Genomic DNA, 16,240 nt, shown 5'->3' with positions numbered 1-16,240 from the left:
AGGCCCTAGCCCAGCCAGCCGGGTTTCACGAGGCCGGTCTCGTAGGCGATGACGACGAGCTGGGCGCGGTCGCGGGCGTGGAGCTTGATCATGGCACGGCTCACGTGGGTCTTGGCGGTGGCCGGGCTGACGACCAGGCGGCTTGCGATCTCCTCGTTCGACAGGCCCTCGGCGGCCAGGGCCATGACCTCGCGTTCCCGCTCGGTCAGCCCGGCCAGCGCGGTGGTGGCGGCGTGCGGCTTCTTCGCCTTGGCCGCGAACTCCGCGATCAGCCGGCGGGTCACTCCCGGCGACAGCAGCGCGTCGCCGGCGGCGACCTCGCGTACGCCGCGGACGAGTTCGGCCGGCTCGGTGTCCTTGACGAGGAATCCGCTGGCCCCGCCCCGCAGGGCCTCGAAGACGTACTCGTCCAGCTCGAACGTCGTCAAGATGATGATCTTCGTGTCGGAGAGCCGCTCGTCGGCGATGATCCGCCGGGCGGCCGCCAGCCCGTCGAGCACGGGCATGCGGATGTCCATCAGGACGATGTCGGGGCGCTCCCGCCGCGCGAGGCGTACGGCCTCCTCGCCGTCGCCGGCCTCGCCGACCACCTCGATGTCCGGTTGAGCGTCGAGCAGCGCGCGGAACCCCGCGCGGACGAGTGCCTGGTCGTCGGCCAGCAGTACGCGGATCAACCGTGTCCTCTTCTCATCTGGACCTCGCCTGCCATCATGACCGCGGTTCCGGGCTTCCGGCGGGGTGCGGGACAGGCAGCCGGGCCCGTACGTGGAAGCCGCCGGCGTCCGTACGGGGACCGGTGGAGATCTCACCGCCGAGCGCGGCGACGCGTTCGCGCATGCCCGGGATGCCGTTGCCGCCGCGGGGCAGGTCGCCGGGCGCGCCGCGTCCGTCGTCGAGGACCTCGACGAACAGACCCTCGTCGCCGTACCGCAGGCGTACGGTCGCCGTCACGCCGGGGCCGGCGTGCCGGGTGACGTTCGTCAGCGCCTCCTGGATGATCCGGAACGCGGCCAGGTCGACGCCGGCGGGCAGCGGACGCGGCTCGCCGCTGGTCTCGGTGTGCACGGTGATGCCGGCGACGCGTGCCCGGGCGAGCAGGTCGTCCAGCCGCGCCAGGCCGGCGGCGGGCGAGCGGGGCGCGCTCTCGTCCACCTGGCGGAGCACGCCGAGCACCGACCGCACCTCGGTGAGGGCCTCCTTACTGGCCTCCTTGATCGCGCTGAGCGCCGTACGGGCCTGCTCGGGGCGTTCGTCCATGAGGTGCAGCGCCACCCCGGCCTGGACGTTGATCATCGAGATGTTGTGCGCGAGCACGTCGTGCAGCTCGCGTGCGATGCGCAGCCGTTCCTCGCTGGCCTGCCGGCGTTCCTCCTCGGCGCGCGTGCGGCGGACCTCGTCGGCGCGCTCGCGGCGGACCCGGAGGATCTCCGCCCCGGTCAGCAGCACCACCAGCCAGGTGAAGACCACCAGAGTGTGGCCGAACGACCAGTACGCGAGCCGGAACGGGCCGAACGGCGTGAACCGGCTCACCACCCCGAGCACGGTGAGCGCGCCGCCCGGGATCGCCCAGGCGGCCACGCGGCGCCCCGCGCCCACGGTCGCGACGATCGCGACGACCGGGCTGAGGAAGACCGGGCCGAAGACGTATCCGCGCAGGAGGTACAGCACGGTGGCCGTCATCACCACGGAGAGTGCGACCGTGGGGTAACGGCGACGGAAAAGGAGGGCGAAGGGCCCGGTGGCCAGCAGCGCGTACGCCAGGACGTCGAGCAGCATGTGGGGGTACGGCATGTGGACGTCGGCGCCCGACGACCCCACCAGCTGGAGGAAGCCGACGAAGATCGGCACGACGAAGACCGGAAGGTCGCCAGGGCGCCATCGGGTCCCACGTTCGCCGGTCACATGTGAACTTTAGGAGGCCGGTGGGCGTCAAAACATCGTGCGCCGGTGGACATCGCGACTACGCCGCCGGGAGTAGCCGCCCACTGACCTGGTATTTACCAGTCGTTTGCCGGCCATCCACAACACTGTGGGCCGGACACGTGTCGCCATTTTCGGGAGGAGTGTGCGGTCTTCACGGCGACTCGGGCGCGTTGAGTGGACGGGAACGGTCGGTTTGGCGGATACCGTAATCCGGCCGGGGTGTGCGTGCGCCCCTTCCCCTTCCTGAGCCCTGGTGCGTTCCCCGTCGGGAACGAGCCGGATCCTGAGAGGACATCGGTGGGACTGACGAGCGGGGTCCTCCTCGCCTTTTTGATTCTGGTGGCCGTCGGTCTGGGTGCGGTCACGATCTGGTGGTGGCCGAGGTTCGCCGGGCCGGGACCGCGCATGCTGCTCTCCCGTCTCGGGCTGTTCGCCGGTGCTCAGTTCACGCTGTTGATGGTGCTGCTGGTCGCGGTGAACAACTACTTCCTGTTCTACGCGTCCTGGTCGGACCTGCTGGGGACGAACCACCAGCCGGTACGCGTCCAGGCCAACAACAGCATCGTCGCGGTCAAGCCGATGGGCACGGGGCAGCCGCTCGCCCGCCAGGCCACCACCTTCGCCAAGAAGAAGTCCGACCCGGCGCACGACGGTCAGATCGAGCAGGTGCAGATTCAGGGCCCGCGCACCGGCCTGACCACCGACGCGTACGTTTTCCTTCCGCCGCAGTACTTCCAGAAGCAATTTGAGAAGCGCCATTTCCCGGTGATGTACGACTTCACCGGATTTCCGGGCCTGCCGCAACAGTTGGTGACACGCCTGAAGGTGCCCGCCACCGCGGCCGAGGAGATGAACGCCGGGCTGGTCCAGCCGATGATCATCGTGATGATGCGGCCCTCGCCGACCTCGGTCATGCCCAAGGACACCGAGTGCACCGACGTGCCGGGCGGCCCACAGGTCCTCTCCTTCTACACCCAGGACGTCGCCGAGGCCCTGATGTCGACGTACCGGGTGGCGGCCAACCCGCACGCCTGGGGCGCGATGGGCGACTCGACCGGCGGGTACTGCGCGGTCAAGCTCGCGATGAAGGCCTCGGACCGGTTCACCGCGGCGGTGTCGATGGCGGGCTACTTCTACCCGCGCCAGGACTGGCAGACCGGCGACCTGTACGCCGGAAACAAGCAGGTCAAGAACGACAACAGCCTCATCTGGCGGCTCCAGCACCTGCCGCCTCCGCCGATCTCGGTCCTGGTCACCACCAGCCCGGACGGCGAGCGCGACTACGGCGAGGCGCGCAAGTTCCTGCAGGCCGCGCGGGAGCCGCTGATGACGGACAAGATCCTCGTGCCGGGCGGGGGCCACAACCCCCGCACCTGGCGCCGCGTCCTGCCCAGCGCCCTGCAGTGGATGAGCCGGCATCTGGTGCACGAGGGCGTCTGACGCGAGGAGAGAACGCCCGGGGAGGCCTCGCGGCCTCCCCGCGGGCCACCGCTCACGACCAGGGCGACTCCGGGCGCTCCTGTGGCTCGCCGTCGACCTCGATGTCGGTCCGCTCGTTCCAGAAGCAGACCAGGTCACGGATCGGCTCGGCCTCGCGGAGCGGCCGCTCGTACGTCCAGGCGACGTCCTCGCCGCCGTGGCTCCAGTAGGTCGCCTCGCCCTTGTAGGCGCAGTGGCTCGTGGTCTGTGACGGCTCCAGGAGGTCGAGCCGTACGTCCTCGCGCGGGAGGTAGTAGCGGACCGGCAGCCCCGTCTCGAACAGCATGACCGGGCGGGAGGACTCCGCCAGCACCTCGCCGTTGAGGCTCACCTTCACGCGGCGGGAGCTCCGGAGGACGTCGATGCGGTGGTACGGGTCGTGCGGATGCCCGAAGACCTGTTCGTCCTCCTCGTACCAGGCGTCCATCGAGTCCCAGTAGAACGCGACGTAACCCTTGAGCCAGGGTGCGATCGGGTCCGGGTAGCCCCAGACGGCGTTCTCGGCGGTACGCCCGCCGGCCGACACCGTCCAGTAGGCGGCGTCGCCCTTCACCGGGCAGTGCGACGAGTGGTCGGTGCGCGTCAGCAGGTCGGTCCGTACGTCGCCCTCGGGGACGTAGTAGACGGGCAGGTTCCTGGTCTCGAACAGCAGGCGGGCGCCGGTGGTGTCGACGATCGTCTCCCCGCCGAACTCGGCCCGGATCCGCTTGTGCACCGGCTCGAAGTACAGCAGATGCCGTGGGGCGTTCACGTCTCCGTTGAACACGCCCGCCGGTCGCCCCGACAGGGGTGCTCCAGGCAAAGTGAGGCTCATACCTGCGGCAACCCCCGGCGACGGCGGCGCATTCCGTTCCTCTTCCCCTGCGTCCTGAACCGGCCTTGGTCCGAGCGCCGGATACGGGTTACGGTCCTTAGACGCGGGAGGAAAAAGATGACTCAACGGCGAGTCAGCCGTCCGATCTCCGACACGGAGCTGATCTACAACCCGGACACCTACGTACGCTCCGTGCCCCACGACGCGCTCACCCGGCTGCGGCGGTCGACCCCCGTCGTCTGGGTCGAGGAGCGGCCCGTCGACGACTGGCCGGCCGGACCGGGGTTCTGGGCGGTGCTGCGGCATGCGGACGTACGCCACGTGCTGCGCGACCCACGGCTGTTCTCCTCACACCTGGGCGCCACGCAGATCCGCGACGCCGAGGACCTCGACTACGTGCGCCGCATGATGCTCAACATGGACCCGCCGGAGCACTCGCGGCTGCGGCGGCTGCTGACCAAGGCGTTCACGCCGCGCGCGGTGGCGCGGCTGGCCGCGGGCATCGAGCGGCGGGCGCGCGCCCTGGTCGACGCGGTGGCCGAGAAGGGTGAGGCGGACTTCGCCAAGGAGATCGCCGCCGACCTGCCGCTGCTCACGCTGGCCGACGTGTTCGGCATTCCCGAGTCCGACCGGTGGCTGCTGTTCGACTGGTCCAACCGCGTCATCGGCTACCAGGACGCGGAGTACTCCATCAGCTCCGCGTTCGACCCCTCCCAGGCCACCGACATGGCCCGCCGGGCGATCGCGCTACGCCCCTCCGGCCCCGTGAACCCGCGCTCGCGCGCCGGCATGCCCGACCTGTACGCCTACGCCCACGAGCTCGGCGAGTACAAGCGGCGGCGTCCCGGCGACGACGTCATGACCGCGCTGATGCACCACGTCGACGACGAGGACGGCGCCGTCGCGGTCGAGGAGTTCGAGAACCTCTTCTGGCTGTTCGCGGTGGCCGGCAACGAGACGGTGCGCAACGGCCTGCCCGGCGGGATGTTCGCGCTGCTGAAGAACCCGGCCGAGCTCGCCCGGCTACGCGCCGACCGCTCCCTGCTCGACACCGCCGTCGAGGAGATGCTCCGCTGGTGGACGCCGGTGATGAACTTCCGGCGCACGGCGACGGCCGACACCGTCGTCGGCAACGTCCCGGTGCGCAAGGGCGAGAAGGTGGTCGTCTGGTTCTCCTCGGCCAACCGCGACGAGGAGGTCTTCGACCGGCCGTCCCGATTCGACGTCGCGCGGGCCGGCGGCGACCACCTGACCTTCGGGCACGGCCCGCACTTCTGCCTCGGCGCGCACCTGGCGCGGCTGCAGATGCGCGCGATGTTCACCGCCGTCCTCGACCGCCTGCACGACATCGAGCCGGCCGGCGAGCCGATGCGCCTGCGCTCGAACTTCCAGAACGGCATCAAGCGCCTGCCGATCCGCTGGAAACCGCACGGCTCACCCGCCGGCGACGATCTCCCGTAGCGCGGGCGAACGCGGTTCGAAGACCGCCGGCCGCGCCGGAGGGCCGCGCACGGGCTCAGGCGCGGACGACCTTGATGCCGGCCTCCTCGTACGGGCGGGTGTCCGCCTGTTCGTCGGTGACGAGCATGTCGACCTCGCCGATGCCGCAGATCTTGGCGAACGCGCGCTCGCCCAGCTTGGACCCGTCCGCGACGACGACCACGCGCTCGGCGCGGACCGCCATCTGCCGGTTGATGCTTGCCTCGTCCTCATTCGCGCAGGTCGCCCCGCGCTCGATGTCCAGGCCGCTGACGCCCAGGAACGCCATGTCCAGCGTCACCTGGTCGAACACGCCGTTCGCGAGCGGGCCGACCAGCTCGTACGACTGCGGCAGCGCCACGCCGCCGGTCAGTACGATCTTGATGTGCGGGCGTACGACGAGTTCGCCGGCGATGTTGAGGGCGTTCGTCACGACGGTGACCGCCGGGGAGCCGCCGTCGGCGGGCAGGTCCGGGCGGGTGGCCAGGGCGCGGGCCACCTCGGTGGTGGTCGTGCCGCCGTTGACGCCGACGACCGCGCCGGGCTCGACCAGGTCGGCGGCGACCGCCGCGATGCGCTGCTTCTCCGACGCGCGGCGGGCGCTCTTGTAGCGCAGCGGGAGGTCGTAGGTGACGGTGTGGGCCACGGCACCGCCGCGGGTACGGGTCAGCATCTGCTGCTGGGCGAGCTGGTCGAAGTCGCGGCGGATGGTCGCGGCGGAGACGCTCAGCTCGTCGGCCGCCTCCTCGACGCTGAGCCGGCCGCGGCTCGCGAGCAGCGACAGCAGGCCGTTCCACCGCTCGTAACGGCTCACGACTCCTCCGGAGGAAGAACCACGGCGTCGCCGGTCCGCTCACTGCGTTCGCTCATGAGTCCTCCTTCGGCGGAGGAGGGACCAGGTGCGCGCGCAACCACGTCTCCCGTCCGCGTGCTCGGTCGTGGAGGCAGGGTCCAGGTCAGGGATTAGACCAGCTGCCGCCGATGAGCTTTACTGATCGTACATCCCTCGCACCGCGCACGAATGTGCATGAGCGACCAGGCATCACTTTCAATGCCGAAAAGGTAGGCAAAAGGGCCGTCAGCCCAGCAGCCATTCCCCGGTGTTGACGCTGACGAGGCCATAACGGGCGGCGGCGATCACCGCCTCACGCTGGGAGTGCACGCCCAGTTTGGTCAGCACGCTCTGCACGTGGCTGCGGGCGGTACTTCGAGTGATCTTCATGGTGCGCGCCAGGGACGCGGTGCTCTCGCCGCGGACGAGCCGGGTCAGCACCTCGCGTTCACGCGGGGTCAGGTAGTGCGCGAGCCGCTGCGCCTCGCTTCGCGGGCGCAGCGGCATGCGCGTGCCGGCGGCCGAGTCGACCACCACCTCACCGGCGTGGACGCGGTCCAGCATCGCGACGATCTCGTCGGCCTGCTGACCCTTGTGCGCGAAGCCGCACACGCCCCCCGCGAGCGCGGCGTCGAGCAGCTCGGCGTCCATCGATCCCGACAGGACGACGAACCGCGTCGCGGGCGCGGTGCGCAGGAGCTCGGGCAGGCGGTCGAGCGCCGAGCCGCCGGGAAACTGCAGATCGATCAGGCATACGTCGGCCGGTGCCGACGACAGCAGGCGCAGCGCCTCGTCCGGGGAGTAGACCACGCCGACCACGTCGTGCCCGGCCTCGGCTAACACGAGGGCGAGCGAGTCCGCGAACACCGCGTGGTCGTCGCAGACCACGACCTTCATGGGCCGGTCGCCGACGGCAGCAGGATCCGTACGCGCGCGCCCCCGAGCTCGCACCGGCGGACCTCCAGCCCGCCGCCGTAGCCGGTGACCAGGTCGTGCACGATGCCCAGCCCCAGCGAGGCGAGCCCCCCGGCACCGCCGCCGAAGCCCGGCCCGTCGTCGTCGACCTGGACGACGGTCCAGCCGTCCTCGCTCACCACGCTCACGTCGACGCGCTCGGCGGCGATGCGGCACGCGTTGTCCAGGATGTTGCGCACGGCGCGCCACAGCGCGAGCGGGTCGATGTGCGCCCACGCCGGGCTCGCGACGTATCCCACCTGGCGGATCGCGGCGAGACGCACCCCCGCGACGATCTCGCCGACGAGCTCGTCCACGCGGACCCGTTCCGGACGCGGCGGGTCGGCCGGGGGACCGTCGTCGTCCTCGTCGAGGCGGCGGAGCAGGTGGTCGAGCCAGCGAGTCTCGCCGAGCAGCGCCTCCACGCGGTCGCGGCTGGCCGGCCCGACGTCGTCGGCGACGGAGACCGCGGAGGCCAGCATGATGATGGTGCCCAGCTCATGGCGGATGTCATGACGGATCCTGCGCCGCCGGAGAACCGGGTCGTCGGCCGGCGGGGCCGGCAGGGCCAGAGCGTCACCGGCCGTCACGACCGCACGGCAGCCGAGCCGCGGAGTGGTCGCGGACGGTGAGGAACGCGATTGTCCATCGATCATGGCAGACCCCCGTCTTGGGAAAACATGTACCAACCTTGTCGACCGTCACTCGGTAAGACGCCGGTGTCCAGGCAGCCGGCGGTAAAGACAGGGTTGCTGGCCGGAGGTGGTCATGTCGTCACTGAGGGTAAACTACGCGTCGATCCGATGCGTCTCCTTGCCTCAAACGGCGGGGGAGGATCCGCGATAAACCAGGTCCAACGTCACAGAAAGTGACCGCGGATCGCACCGGTCGGCCACCCGTTTCAGGGCCGCGCGGCTCATTCGGCGTGCCTCGGCCGGGTTGTCCAGCAGGTAGCCGATCGCGCCGGCGAGTTGCGCCGGGTTGCCGGGGGCGGTGAGCAGGCCCGTCTCGCCGGCCCGGATGATGTCCGGCCCGCTCGGCGCCACCGTGCCCACGAGGGGCACGCCGGCCGCGGCCGCCTCCACCGCGGCGTACGGCACGCCCTCGTGCCGGCCGGTCATCGCGAGCACGTCGAAACCGGGCAGCAGGTCGGCGATGTCGTCGCGCCGGCCCAGCCAGATCAGGCGTTCACCGCCGAGCCGCTCGGTGAACCCGCGGCCGACCCGCCCCGGCAGGCGCGCGGCCGGCCCGCCGTCGCCGTCGGCCCACACTCCGTAGACGCCTCCGGGCAGCCGCGCGATCGCGCGGGCGAACACGTCCGGACGCCGCGCTCCGTGCGCCGGGCCGATGCCCCCGACCACCTGCGCGCCGAGCGGCAGCCCCAGCAGTTGCCGCGCCCGCGTACGCGTGCCGGCGCGGTCCGGCAGGGCGACGGCGGGCCAGATCGCGCGCAGCCGCTCCGGAGTCGCCAGGCCCAGCCGGAGCGCGCGGGACGCCGTTCGCGTCCCCACCGCGAGGAACATGCCGGTGTGCCGCGCGGCCCGCCGCTCCGCGAGCGTCGGCGCGGGCGGGAAGTACCAGGTGTGCACGACGCGCGGGACGCCGGCCCGCGCGGCCGCGAGCCGCCCGGCCGTTCCCTCGTGCGTGTGCACGACGTCGTACGCGCCCGCCCCGATGACCTCGGCCAGCGCGTACCGCCCTAGCGCGCGCACGACCTCCACCCCCGAGCGTTCGGCCCACGCCTCGAGCCCCCCGCGCTCGCCGGTGATCACAGTGTGCGTGTACGCGTCCGGGTCGAGCGCGAGAGCCGCCGTCACCGCCGCCCGCGCCGGCCCGCCCTCGAACCGGTCGAGCACCAGGGCGACACGCAGCGGCGCGCCCGTCCCCCCGCCGCGCTCAGTCATGAGCCCTCCTCCGTCGGAAGAGAGACCAGGGGCGCGGGTCGTCTGATTCGCTCGCTCCGCTCGCTCATGGGCCCTCCTTGGTCGGAAGAGAGACCAGGCGCGCGGCCTGCTTGCTTCGCTCGCTCATGGGCGTTCCTCGTACGGCCGGTACTCCGGCAGGATTCGCCGCATCAGCATCCGTACCTCGTCGTCGGCGTCGCGCGCGGCCGCGTCGAGCAGGGCGGTCAGCGGTTCGCTCCGGCCCTGGGCCGGCGGGGTGGCGCGGGTCGCGCAGATCAGCGGATGGGCGGTCCGCGCCCGCTCCTCCGAGTCGGCGAACGACCGGGCGCGCAGCCGCTCGCCGGGCCCCAGCCCGGTGAACCGGATCGTCGCGTCCGGCACGCGCAGCCCGTCGACGAGCGCGCCCACCACCGCCAGCACCGACGACGGCGGACCCGTGTCGAGGGCGAACGTCTCGGCGTCCTCGGCCATCACCGTCGCCTCCAGCACGAGTTCGGCGGCCTCGCGCGCGGACATGAGGTGCCGGGTGGCGTCGGGATGGGCCACGGCGACCGGCTGGCCCGCGGCGAGCCGGCCGGCGACCGCGCTCAGCGGAGAGTCGCTCGAGCCCAGCACCCCGCCGGCGCGTACCGCCGCGAAACAGGTCGAGCCGCCCGCCTCCGCGTGCAGCACCAGTTCCGACAGCCGGCGGGTCGCGCCGAGTACGGAGACCGGCTCGGCGGCCTGGTCGGTGGAGACGAGGACGAAGCGTTCGACGTCATGACGCAGGGCGGCGCGGACGAGGTTGCGCGTGCCGAGGACGTTCGTGCGCACCGCCGCGGACGGGCGGCGTTCGAGCGGGCGCGGGTCGTGGTTGAACCCCGCCGCGTGCAGCACCAGCTCGGGCCGTACGTCCTCGAACAGCGCGTCGACGCGTGACGCGTCCCTGATGTCCACCACCGCGGAGCGACCGGTCTCGCTCTCGGCGGCGAGCCTGGCCAGGCCGTCCGCGTCGTGGTCGAGCTGGACGAGCGCGGCCGGGTGGAGCGTACGGAGCCGCCGGCACAGCCGTGCGCCGATCGTGCCGCACGCGCCGGTGACCAGCACGCGGCGCCCCGAGACGAACCGCCGCGCCCGCGTGCTCGCCACGAGCAGCTCCCGCCGCCCGAGCAGACTGAGCGGCGTCTCGCGCGGGCCCGCGCCGGGCGGGAGGTAGCGCACGTCGAGGCCGGCCGCGCAGACGTCGTCGATGAGCCGCGCGACGCGTACGGGGGGCAGCGAGGGGATCGCCACGATGACGAGGTGCGCGCGGACCGGCCAGGTGGCGCCGGCGATGTCCGCGGTGCCGCCGAGCACCGGCAGGCCGTCGACCGTGTCGCCCACCGGCCCGTCGTCGAGGAACCCGACCGGAGTCAGGCCGCCGTCCCTCTCCAGCAGCGCCCTGGCCACCGTACGGCCCGCGCCGCCCGCACCGACGATCACAGTGCGGACGCCGTCACCGCCACGGCACCGTCGCCTGCGCAAGCTCAGCCCCGTCCGATTCTCACGAACACCCCTCTCGCCTGCGCCGAGAGTACGGCCGCCGCTCCGGCGCCTGAACGCGCATCAGGACGATGAGGACCTACGCCATATGGTGGACGCCGTTTCACATCGGGGGATCATCACCGGGATTCGACGGGCGCATGCCCGCACGCATCGCCACCGTGATCGCTTCGAGCGCGGAGTGCGCGTCGAGCTTGCCGAGAAGGTTCTGGGTGTGGGTGCGGACGGTGTTGGCCGACAGCCCGAGCCGGTCGGCGATCTCCGGCCGGTTCAGCCCGTCGACCATGCAGCGGAGCACCTCGCGTTCGCGCGGTGTGAGCTCGGCGAGGTCGTCGGCGTCCGGCGCGCCGTCGGCGAACAGCCGCCGCAGCACCTCGCCGAGGACCGTCGGCGGGATCCAGCCGCCGCGCCCGGCCGCTCCCCGGATCACCTGCGAGACGAGGTCGGCGCTCTCGGTCTTGGGCAGCCACCCCACCGCCCCGCGCCGCAGCGCGGTGACCATCGGGTCGAGGTCGGTGATGCCGCTGAGCACGACCACCCGGACGTCGGGATGACGCCGCCGGATCAGGTCGAGCGCGTCGAGCCCGCTCTCCTCGCCGAGCACGAGGTCGAGCACGACGACCTGGGGCGCCTCGGTCGCGATGAGCGCGGTGGCACGCCGGATGTCATGGGCGACGGGCAGCACCTCAAGGTCACGCTCGGCTCCGAGCCGCGCGGCGAGCGCCTCGGCGAACAGAGCCTGGTCGTCGACGATGAGGACGCGGATAGGCCTCATGCGGGCCAGGATGACGCACCCGACCCGATCACGGATCCCGCATTTGCTGGAGACCGCCCCTCGGAGAACCGGGCGGCCGGATCAGGCGACGGCGCCCCGGTCGCGCAGGTCGGCGATCTCCTCCGGCGACAGGCCGAGTTCGGTCAGCGTCGCGTCGGTGTGTTCGCCCGCGCGTACGGGCGGTGCCGGCTCCTCGGCGGCGGTGCGGCTGAAGCGCGGGGCCGGGGCGGGCTGCGTCAGGCCGCCGACCTCCACGAACCCCTGGCGCGCCGTCACATGCGGATGGCCCGGGGCCTCGCCCAGGTTCATCACCGGTGCGACGCACGCGTCGGTGCCGTCGAAGATCTCCGTCCACTCCGCCCGGGTACGGGTCTTGAACACCTCGGTGAACCGCGCGCGCAGTTCCGGCCAGCGGTCCGTCTCCAGCTGGCCCGGCAGGTCCTCGTCCGCCAGTCCCAGGCCGTGCAGCAGCGCGGCGTAGAACTGCGGTTCGAGGGCTCCCACGCTCATGTACAGCCCGTCGGCCGTCTCGTACGTGTCGTAGAACGGCGCGCCGCTGTCGAGCAGGTTGGTGCCGCGGGCGTCCGACCACAGGCCCTGGCCCCGCATGCCGTGAATGAACGACGTCAGCAGGGCGGCCCCGTCGACCATGGCCGCGTCGACGACCTGTCCCCGGCCCGAGCGCGACCGCTCGTACAGCGCGGCGAGGATGCCGACGGCGAGCAGCATGCCGCCGCCGCCGAAGTCGCCGACGAGGTTGAGGGGCGGCAGCGGCCGCTCGCCGGCGCGGCCGATCGGGTCCAGCGCGCCCGCGACGGCGATGTAGTTGATGTCGTGTCCGGCCATTCCGGACATCGGGCCCTCTTGGCCCCAGCCCGTCATCCGGCCGTAGACGAGGCCGGGGTTGCGGGCGAGGCAGACGTCCGGGCCGAAGCCGAGACGCTCGGTCACGCCCGGGCGGAAGCCTTCGACGATGACGTCCGCGTCGTCGACCAGGCGCAGGAGTACGTCGACTCCGGCGGGGTCCTTGAGGTTGAGGCCGATGGAGCGGCGGCCGCGGCCGAGCGGATCCGTCGGCGCCTCACCGCCGACACCGGCCGGGCGGTCGACGCGGATGACGTCGGCACCGAGGTCGGACAGCACCATGCACGCGAAGGGCGCGGGTGCGAGACTCGCGATCTCGATGACGCGGACACCGTTCAGCGGTCCCATGCTCACCTCTTAGGTCGGTCGCTGCGGAACACTCTAGAACGTCGTTCTGGAGCGCCGAGCACCGCCTTCGGGGAAGGGGGATACGAGAAACCGGTGCTCCGTGGCGGGAGACCACGGTGGGACGACAGCGGAGAACCGCCGTTGAAGCGTTGAGGTGGCGCGGCCTGAGCCGCGCCGGAGATCACAGTGCGTTCACGAACCTTGACAAAGAGTGGCCCGCGTCGGAGAGGCTGCCGAGTGCGTTGTGCACCACGCGAGCCGCGCCGGACGGAGAAGTCAGCAGGTAGAACACAACAAAGGCCCCGAGTGCCCAGGTAAGGTACTTCTTCATTGGCGCTCCCGCCTCCCTATGAACGCCGATTTGCCGCCAACGTGTGGCGCGGACGGCATCCTTCCGGTTTCAGTTGTAGTGATGCGAGCCGCCCGGTGGGCGGACCGTCATCGCGATCGTCCGTGTCTCATAGTCGAGTATCACCGCTTCGCTGCCTTCTGTCGCGTGTCAACTTTGACACACATTGGTGCGAGGGGGCGACCAAGAGTCGAGACCCCGTCTGAGGTTTCGCTAATGACATCAAATGTACTGGTCACGGCGGTGTAGTGGCGATGTCATGCGTTCCTTCGCGGCGGCCGGTGTGGCGCGAACAAGATGGCGCGGAAGTGTGAGATATGCCGACGGTTCCGTCGCGGAGCGTGTCCGGTGATCACTCCCGGTTCGCGAACCGTATCGCCGCCGTGAAACGGGAACAGATGTATATATCGCCCATCTTCTCGTCGCCGGCGGCAGCCGGGCCCCGGCCGCTTTCGGACAGCCCGTGCCCCGGTCAACGGTGAGACCGCCAGACGCCCGCCGACCGGGCGTCCGACCGTCGCGACCCGGCGGACGGAGGGCCGTACAGCACCTCTGGCCTGCGCAAATGCATGAATTAAGCGCCCGCCGGGTAACTCATCGTTGCCGTGCGTGGCCGTCGGGGGGCGCCGCTCACGGCCGAAAACCGTGCGGCCTTCGAACGAGCAACTCATCAGAGTGCGCGTCACCGTCATCGCGATGGTGGTGACGGGCTTCCTCGCCATGCTCGGGTACGGGGGGCTGCTCGCCTTCATCCGCATCCAGGCGGGCATCCAGCTCGACAACCAGCTGACGTTCACCGCGCGCCAGGTCGCCACCCTCGTCCGTGCCGGTCACCTGGAGAACCCCATCGTCCTCGGCAACCCCGGCCTGATCCAGGTGCAGAACGACCGCAGGCAGGTCGTGGCGGCCAGCCGCTCGCTGGTCGGCCTGTCCGCGCTGCGGGCGAAGGCGCCCACCGGCGACGCCCGTCTCTTCGAACGCGTCTGCCCGGGAAACCGCTGCTTCCGCGCCGTCTCGATGCGGGTGGCCGGCCCGGACGGCCCACTCACCGTGTACGTCCTGGCGCCGGAGCTGGGCCTGTTCCCCCGGCCGGGGCTCGCCGTCTTCCTCGCCCTCGGCATCCCGTTCAGCATCGGGGTGACCGGGGTCTGGCGATGGTGGCTCGCCGCGCGGAGGCTGCGGCCCGTCGAGCTGATCCGCGCCGAACTCGACGAGATCAACGCGGCCGACCTGCACCGGCGAGTGTCGGTGCCGCCCCGGCGCGATGAGTTCTTCTCGCTGGTCGAGGCCGTCAACGCCACGCTGGACCGGCTGGAGGCGGCGGTCGAGCAGCAGCGGCGACTGGTCTCCGACGTCTCGCACGACCTGCGTAGCCCCATCGCCGGCCTGCGTGCCGAGCTCGAGGCAGCTCTGATCGACCCGGAGGGCACCGACCTGCGGTCGGCGCTGACCCGTACGCTGAAGAACACCGAACGCCTGCAGAACATCGTCACCGAGCTTCTCGTGCTCGCCCGTAGAGAGGCGGGCCTGCCCGGCCGTACCGAGCGCGTCGACCTTGGCGAGCTCGCCGAGCGCGAGGTGGCCCGCCGGCCCCGCCGCGTCTCGGCGAAGGTCGCCGCCGAACCCGGCGTGATCGCCCGGGTGAACGACGTCGACGTCGGCCGGGTGCTCACCAACCTGCTCGACAACGCCGCCCGGCACGCCGACTCCGAGGTGATCGTGACCGTACGGCGCGACCGCGACGTCGCGGTCGTGGAGGTCTTCAACGACGGTGAGGCGATCGCGCCCGAGGACCGCGAGCGGATCTTCGAACGGTTCATCCGGCTGCCCGCCTCGCGGAAGCGGGACTCGGGCGGTACGGGGCTCGGGCTGGCCATCTCACGTGACATCGCCGACGCGTACGGCGGTTCCCTGGAACTGGCCGACGACGACCTCGGCACCCGGTTCGTCCTCACGCTCCCACTCCTGGAGGAGCCCGAAGCCTGAACGCCTGAGCTACTGCGGGTTCCGCCACATCGGCCAGACGCGCGGCCCGCCCCCGGACACGCGGATCTCCCCGGTGACCCGGAAGTCGAAGCGCTCGTAGTAGGCGATGTTCGACTCCTTGGACGACTCCAGGTACGCGGGGAAGCGCCCGTCGTCGCAGCGGGACAGCCGCGACATCAGCAGGGCCGAGCCGAACCCGTGGCCCTGGGCCGCCGGATCGGTGCCGAGCACCGCGAGGTAGTAGTGCGGCTCGATCGGATGGGCCCGCTCGATCTCGCCGAGCCCGCGCAGCACCGTGTACGTCCGGGTGCCCAGGACGCGGAGCATGGCGGGGAACTGCCGGAGCTGGGCGGCGAGGGAGATCTGCCAGCGGCCCGGCGGGTCCCACAGCGCGCCCGCCCGGACCCGCCCGTTCTCCTCGGCCAGCTCGTTCAGCCCGTTCGGCAGGTGTGCGTGGCGGAGCAGCAGGGCGAACATGGCGGCCATCCGCTCCGGATGGCGGGGAAACATCCACGTCCAGACCGGATCGTCGGCGAAGGCGCGTCCCAGCACCGCCGCGAGGGCGTCGGCGTCTGAGGCCAGGACGTCACGGACCGCGTTCATCCGCGAAGTGTTTCGTGCAACGATCGGTATGTGAAGATCCTGATTCGAGTGGTTACGACCGCAATCGCACTCTGGGTGGCGACACTCATCGTCAGCGGCATCGACCTGACAACGGCCTCCACACCGAAGAAGGTCGGCACTCTCATCGCCGTGGCCGTCGTCTTCGGTCTGATCAACGCCTTCCTGAAACCGATCGTCAAGACGCTCGGCTGCGTCTTCTACATCCTGACGCTGGGCCTCTTCGCGCTCGTGGTGAACGGCCTGCTGCTGTGGCTGGCCAGCTGGTCGGCGGGCAAGATGAACCTGCCCTTCCACGTGAGCGGGTTCTGGCCGGCGTTCTGGGGCGCGATCGTCGTCGGCGTCGTGAGCTGGCTCCTCAACCTGTTCGTCCACGACGACAAGGAGTGAG

Annotated in this window: 16 protein-coding genes; 4 read left to right on the top strand and 12 right to left on the bottom strand. The window is 71.3% G+C overall.

Annotation, left to right across the window (positions count from 1 at the left end; translation table 11 throughout):
* Positions 1 to 5: 5 nt before the first annotated feature.
* Together ACQEV1_RS46495 and ACQEV1_RS46490 are read right to left on the bottom strand one after the other, a co-directional pair.
* Positions 6 to 674, bottom strand: a complete 669-nt coding sequence (locus ACQEV1_RS46495) for a response regulator transcription factor (protein WP_285582913.1) — start codon at positions 672 to 674, stop codon at positions 6 to 8.
* A 34-nt stretch (positions 675 to 708) separates the two neighbouring features.
* A complete protein-coding gene (locus tag ACQEV1_RS46490; protein WP_285626201.1) occupies positions 709 to 1,902 on the bottom strand; it encodes a sensor histidine kinase in 1,194 nt (397 codons plus the stop codon).
* A 318-nt stretch (positions 1,903 to 2,220) separates the two neighbouring features.
* Here ACQEV1_RS46490 and ACQEV1_RS46485 point away from each other — a divergent pair, with 318 nt between their 5' ends.
* Positions 2,221 to 3,363, top strand: a complete 1,143-nt coding sequence (locus ACQEV1_RS46485; RefSeq protein ID WP_285626204.1) for an alpha/beta hydrolase — start codon at positions 2,221 to 2,223, stop codon at positions 3,361 to 3,363.
* 52 nt (positions 3,364 to 3,415) lie between these two features.
* On the opposite strand, the gene ACQEV1_RS46480 is transcribed toward ACQEV1_RS46485, so the two are convergent.
* A complete protein-coding gene (locus tag ACQEV1_RS46480; RefSeq protein ID WP_285626206.1) occupies positions 3,416 to 4,153 on the bottom strand; it encodes a DUF427 domain-containing protein in 738 nt (245 codons plus the stop codon).
* Positions 4,154 to 4,333: 180 nt separating this feature from the next.
* Here ACQEV1_RS46480 and ACQEV1_RS46475 point away from each other — a divergent pair, with 180 nt between their 5' ends.
* Entirely contained in the window at positions 4,334 to 5,677 is a 1,344-nt protein-coding gene (locus ACQEV1_RS46475; protein ID WP_285626208.1) for a cytochrome P450, read from the top strand.
* A gap of 55 nt (positions 5,678 to 5,732) precedes the next feature.
* Here the strand turns inward: ACQEV1_RS46475 and ACQEV1_RS46470 are convergent, their stop codons facing one another.
* The 8 genes from ACQEV1_RS46470 to ACQEV1_RS46435 form a co-directional block, all read right to left on the bottom strand.
* The gene (locus tag ACQEV1_RS46470) at positions 5,733 to 6,509 is read right to left on the bottom strand and encodes a DeoR/GlpR family DNA-binding transcription regulator (RefSeq protein ID WP_285626210.1); all 777 of its coding nucleotides are present in this window, start codon (positions 6,507 to 6,509) and stop codon (positions 5,733 to 5,735) included.
* Positions 6,510 to 6,773: 264 nt separating this feature from the next.
* The gene (locus ACQEV1_RS46465) at positions 6,774 to 7,424 is read right to left on the bottom strand and encodes a response regulator (RefSeq protein ID WP_285626212.1); all 651 of its coding nucleotides are present in this window, start codon (positions 7,422 to 7,424) and stop codon (positions 6,774 to 6,776) included.
* Positions 7,421 to 8,137: an ATP-binding protein gene (locus ACQEV1_RS46460; RefSeq protein WP_285626214.1), complete on the bottom strand. Its 717-nt coding sequence runs from the start codon at positions 8,135 to 8,137 to the stop codon at positions 7,421 to 7,423. The genes ACQEV1_RS46465 and ACQEV1_RS46460 overlap by 4 nt, the downstream gene beginning before the upstream one ends.
* Before the next feature lie 162 nt (positions 8,138 to 8,299).
* Positions 8,300 to 9,385: a glycosyltransferase family 4 protein gene (locus tag ACQEV1_RS46455; protein WP_433403822.1), complete on the bottom strand. Its 1,086-nt coding sequence runs from the start codon at positions 9,383 to 9,385 to the stop codon at positions 8,300 to 8,302.
* 123 nt (positions 9,386 to 9,508) lie between these two features.
* Positions 9,509 to 10,888, bottom strand: coding sequence for a polysaccharide biosynthesis protein (locus tag ACQEV1_RS46450; RefSeq protein WP_433403819.1), 1,380 nt, complete (start codon positions 10,886 to 10,888; stop codon positions 9,509 to 9,511).
* Between the two features lie 121 nt (positions 10,889 to 11,009).
* Positions 11,010 to 11,681: a response regulator gene (locus ACQEV1_RS46445; protein ID WP_285626221.1), complete on the bottom strand. Its 672-nt coding sequence runs from the start codon at positions 11,679 to 11,681 to the stop codon at positions 11,010 to 11,012.
* Positions 11,682 to 11,762: 81 nt separating this feature from the next.
* Complete coding sequence (locus ACQEV1_RS46440) at positions 11,763 to 12,893, bottom strand: CaiB/BaiF CoA transferase family protein (protein ID WP_285626224.1); 1,131 nt, start codon at positions 12,891 to 12,893, stop codon at positions 11,763 to 11,765.
* Between the two features lie 181 nt (positions 12,894 to 13,074).
* Positions 13,075 to 13,224 carry a hypothetical protein gene (locus tag ACQEV1_RS46435; protein ID WP_285582895.1) on the bottom strand — a complete coding sequence of 50 codons (150 nt, stop codon included), beginning with the start codon at positions 13,222 to 13,224 and terminating at the stop codon, positions 13,075 to 13,077.
* A gap of 693 nt (positions 13,225 to 13,917) precedes the next feature.
* On the opposite strand from ACQEV1_RS46435, the gene ACQEV1_RS46430 reads away from it, so the two are divergent.
* Positions 13,918 to 15,228, top strand: a complete 1,311-nt coding sequence (locus ACQEV1_RS46430) for a sensor histidine kinase (RefSeq protein WP_433403816.1) — start codon at positions 13,918 to 13,920, stop codon at positions 15,226 to 15,228.
* A 9-nt stretch (positions 15,229 to 15,237) separates the two neighbouring features.
* Here ACQEV1_RS46430 and ACQEV1_RS46425 read toward each other — a convergent pair whose 3' ends face one another.
* On the bottom strand, positions 15,238 to 15,831 hold the full coding sequence (locus tag ACQEV1_RS46425; protein WP_433403813.1) for a GNAT family N-acetyltransferase: 594 nt from the start codon (positions 15,829 to 15,831) through the stop codon (positions 15,238 to 15,240).
* 30 nt (positions 15,832 to 15,861) lie between these two features.
* On the opposite strand from ACQEV1_RS46425, the gene ACQEV1_RS46420 reads away from it, so the two are divergent.
* Positions 15,862 to 16,239 (top strand): phage holin family protein, encoded by a 378-nt coding sequence (locus tag ACQEV1_RS46420; RefSeq protein ID WP_433403811.1) that lies wholly within the window; start codon positions 15,862 to 15,864, stop codon positions 16,237 to 16,239.
* Position 16,240: the final 1 nt, after the last annotated feature.

The sequence above is a fragment of the Actinoallomurus sp. CA-142502 genome (genome assembly GCF_050936355.1).
Lineage (GTDB): Bacteria > Actinomycetota > Actinomycetes > Streptosporangiales > Streptosporangiaceae > Actinoallomurus > Actinoallomurus iriomotensis.
This window is presented reverse-complemented; position numbering and strand designations above follow the sequence as displayed.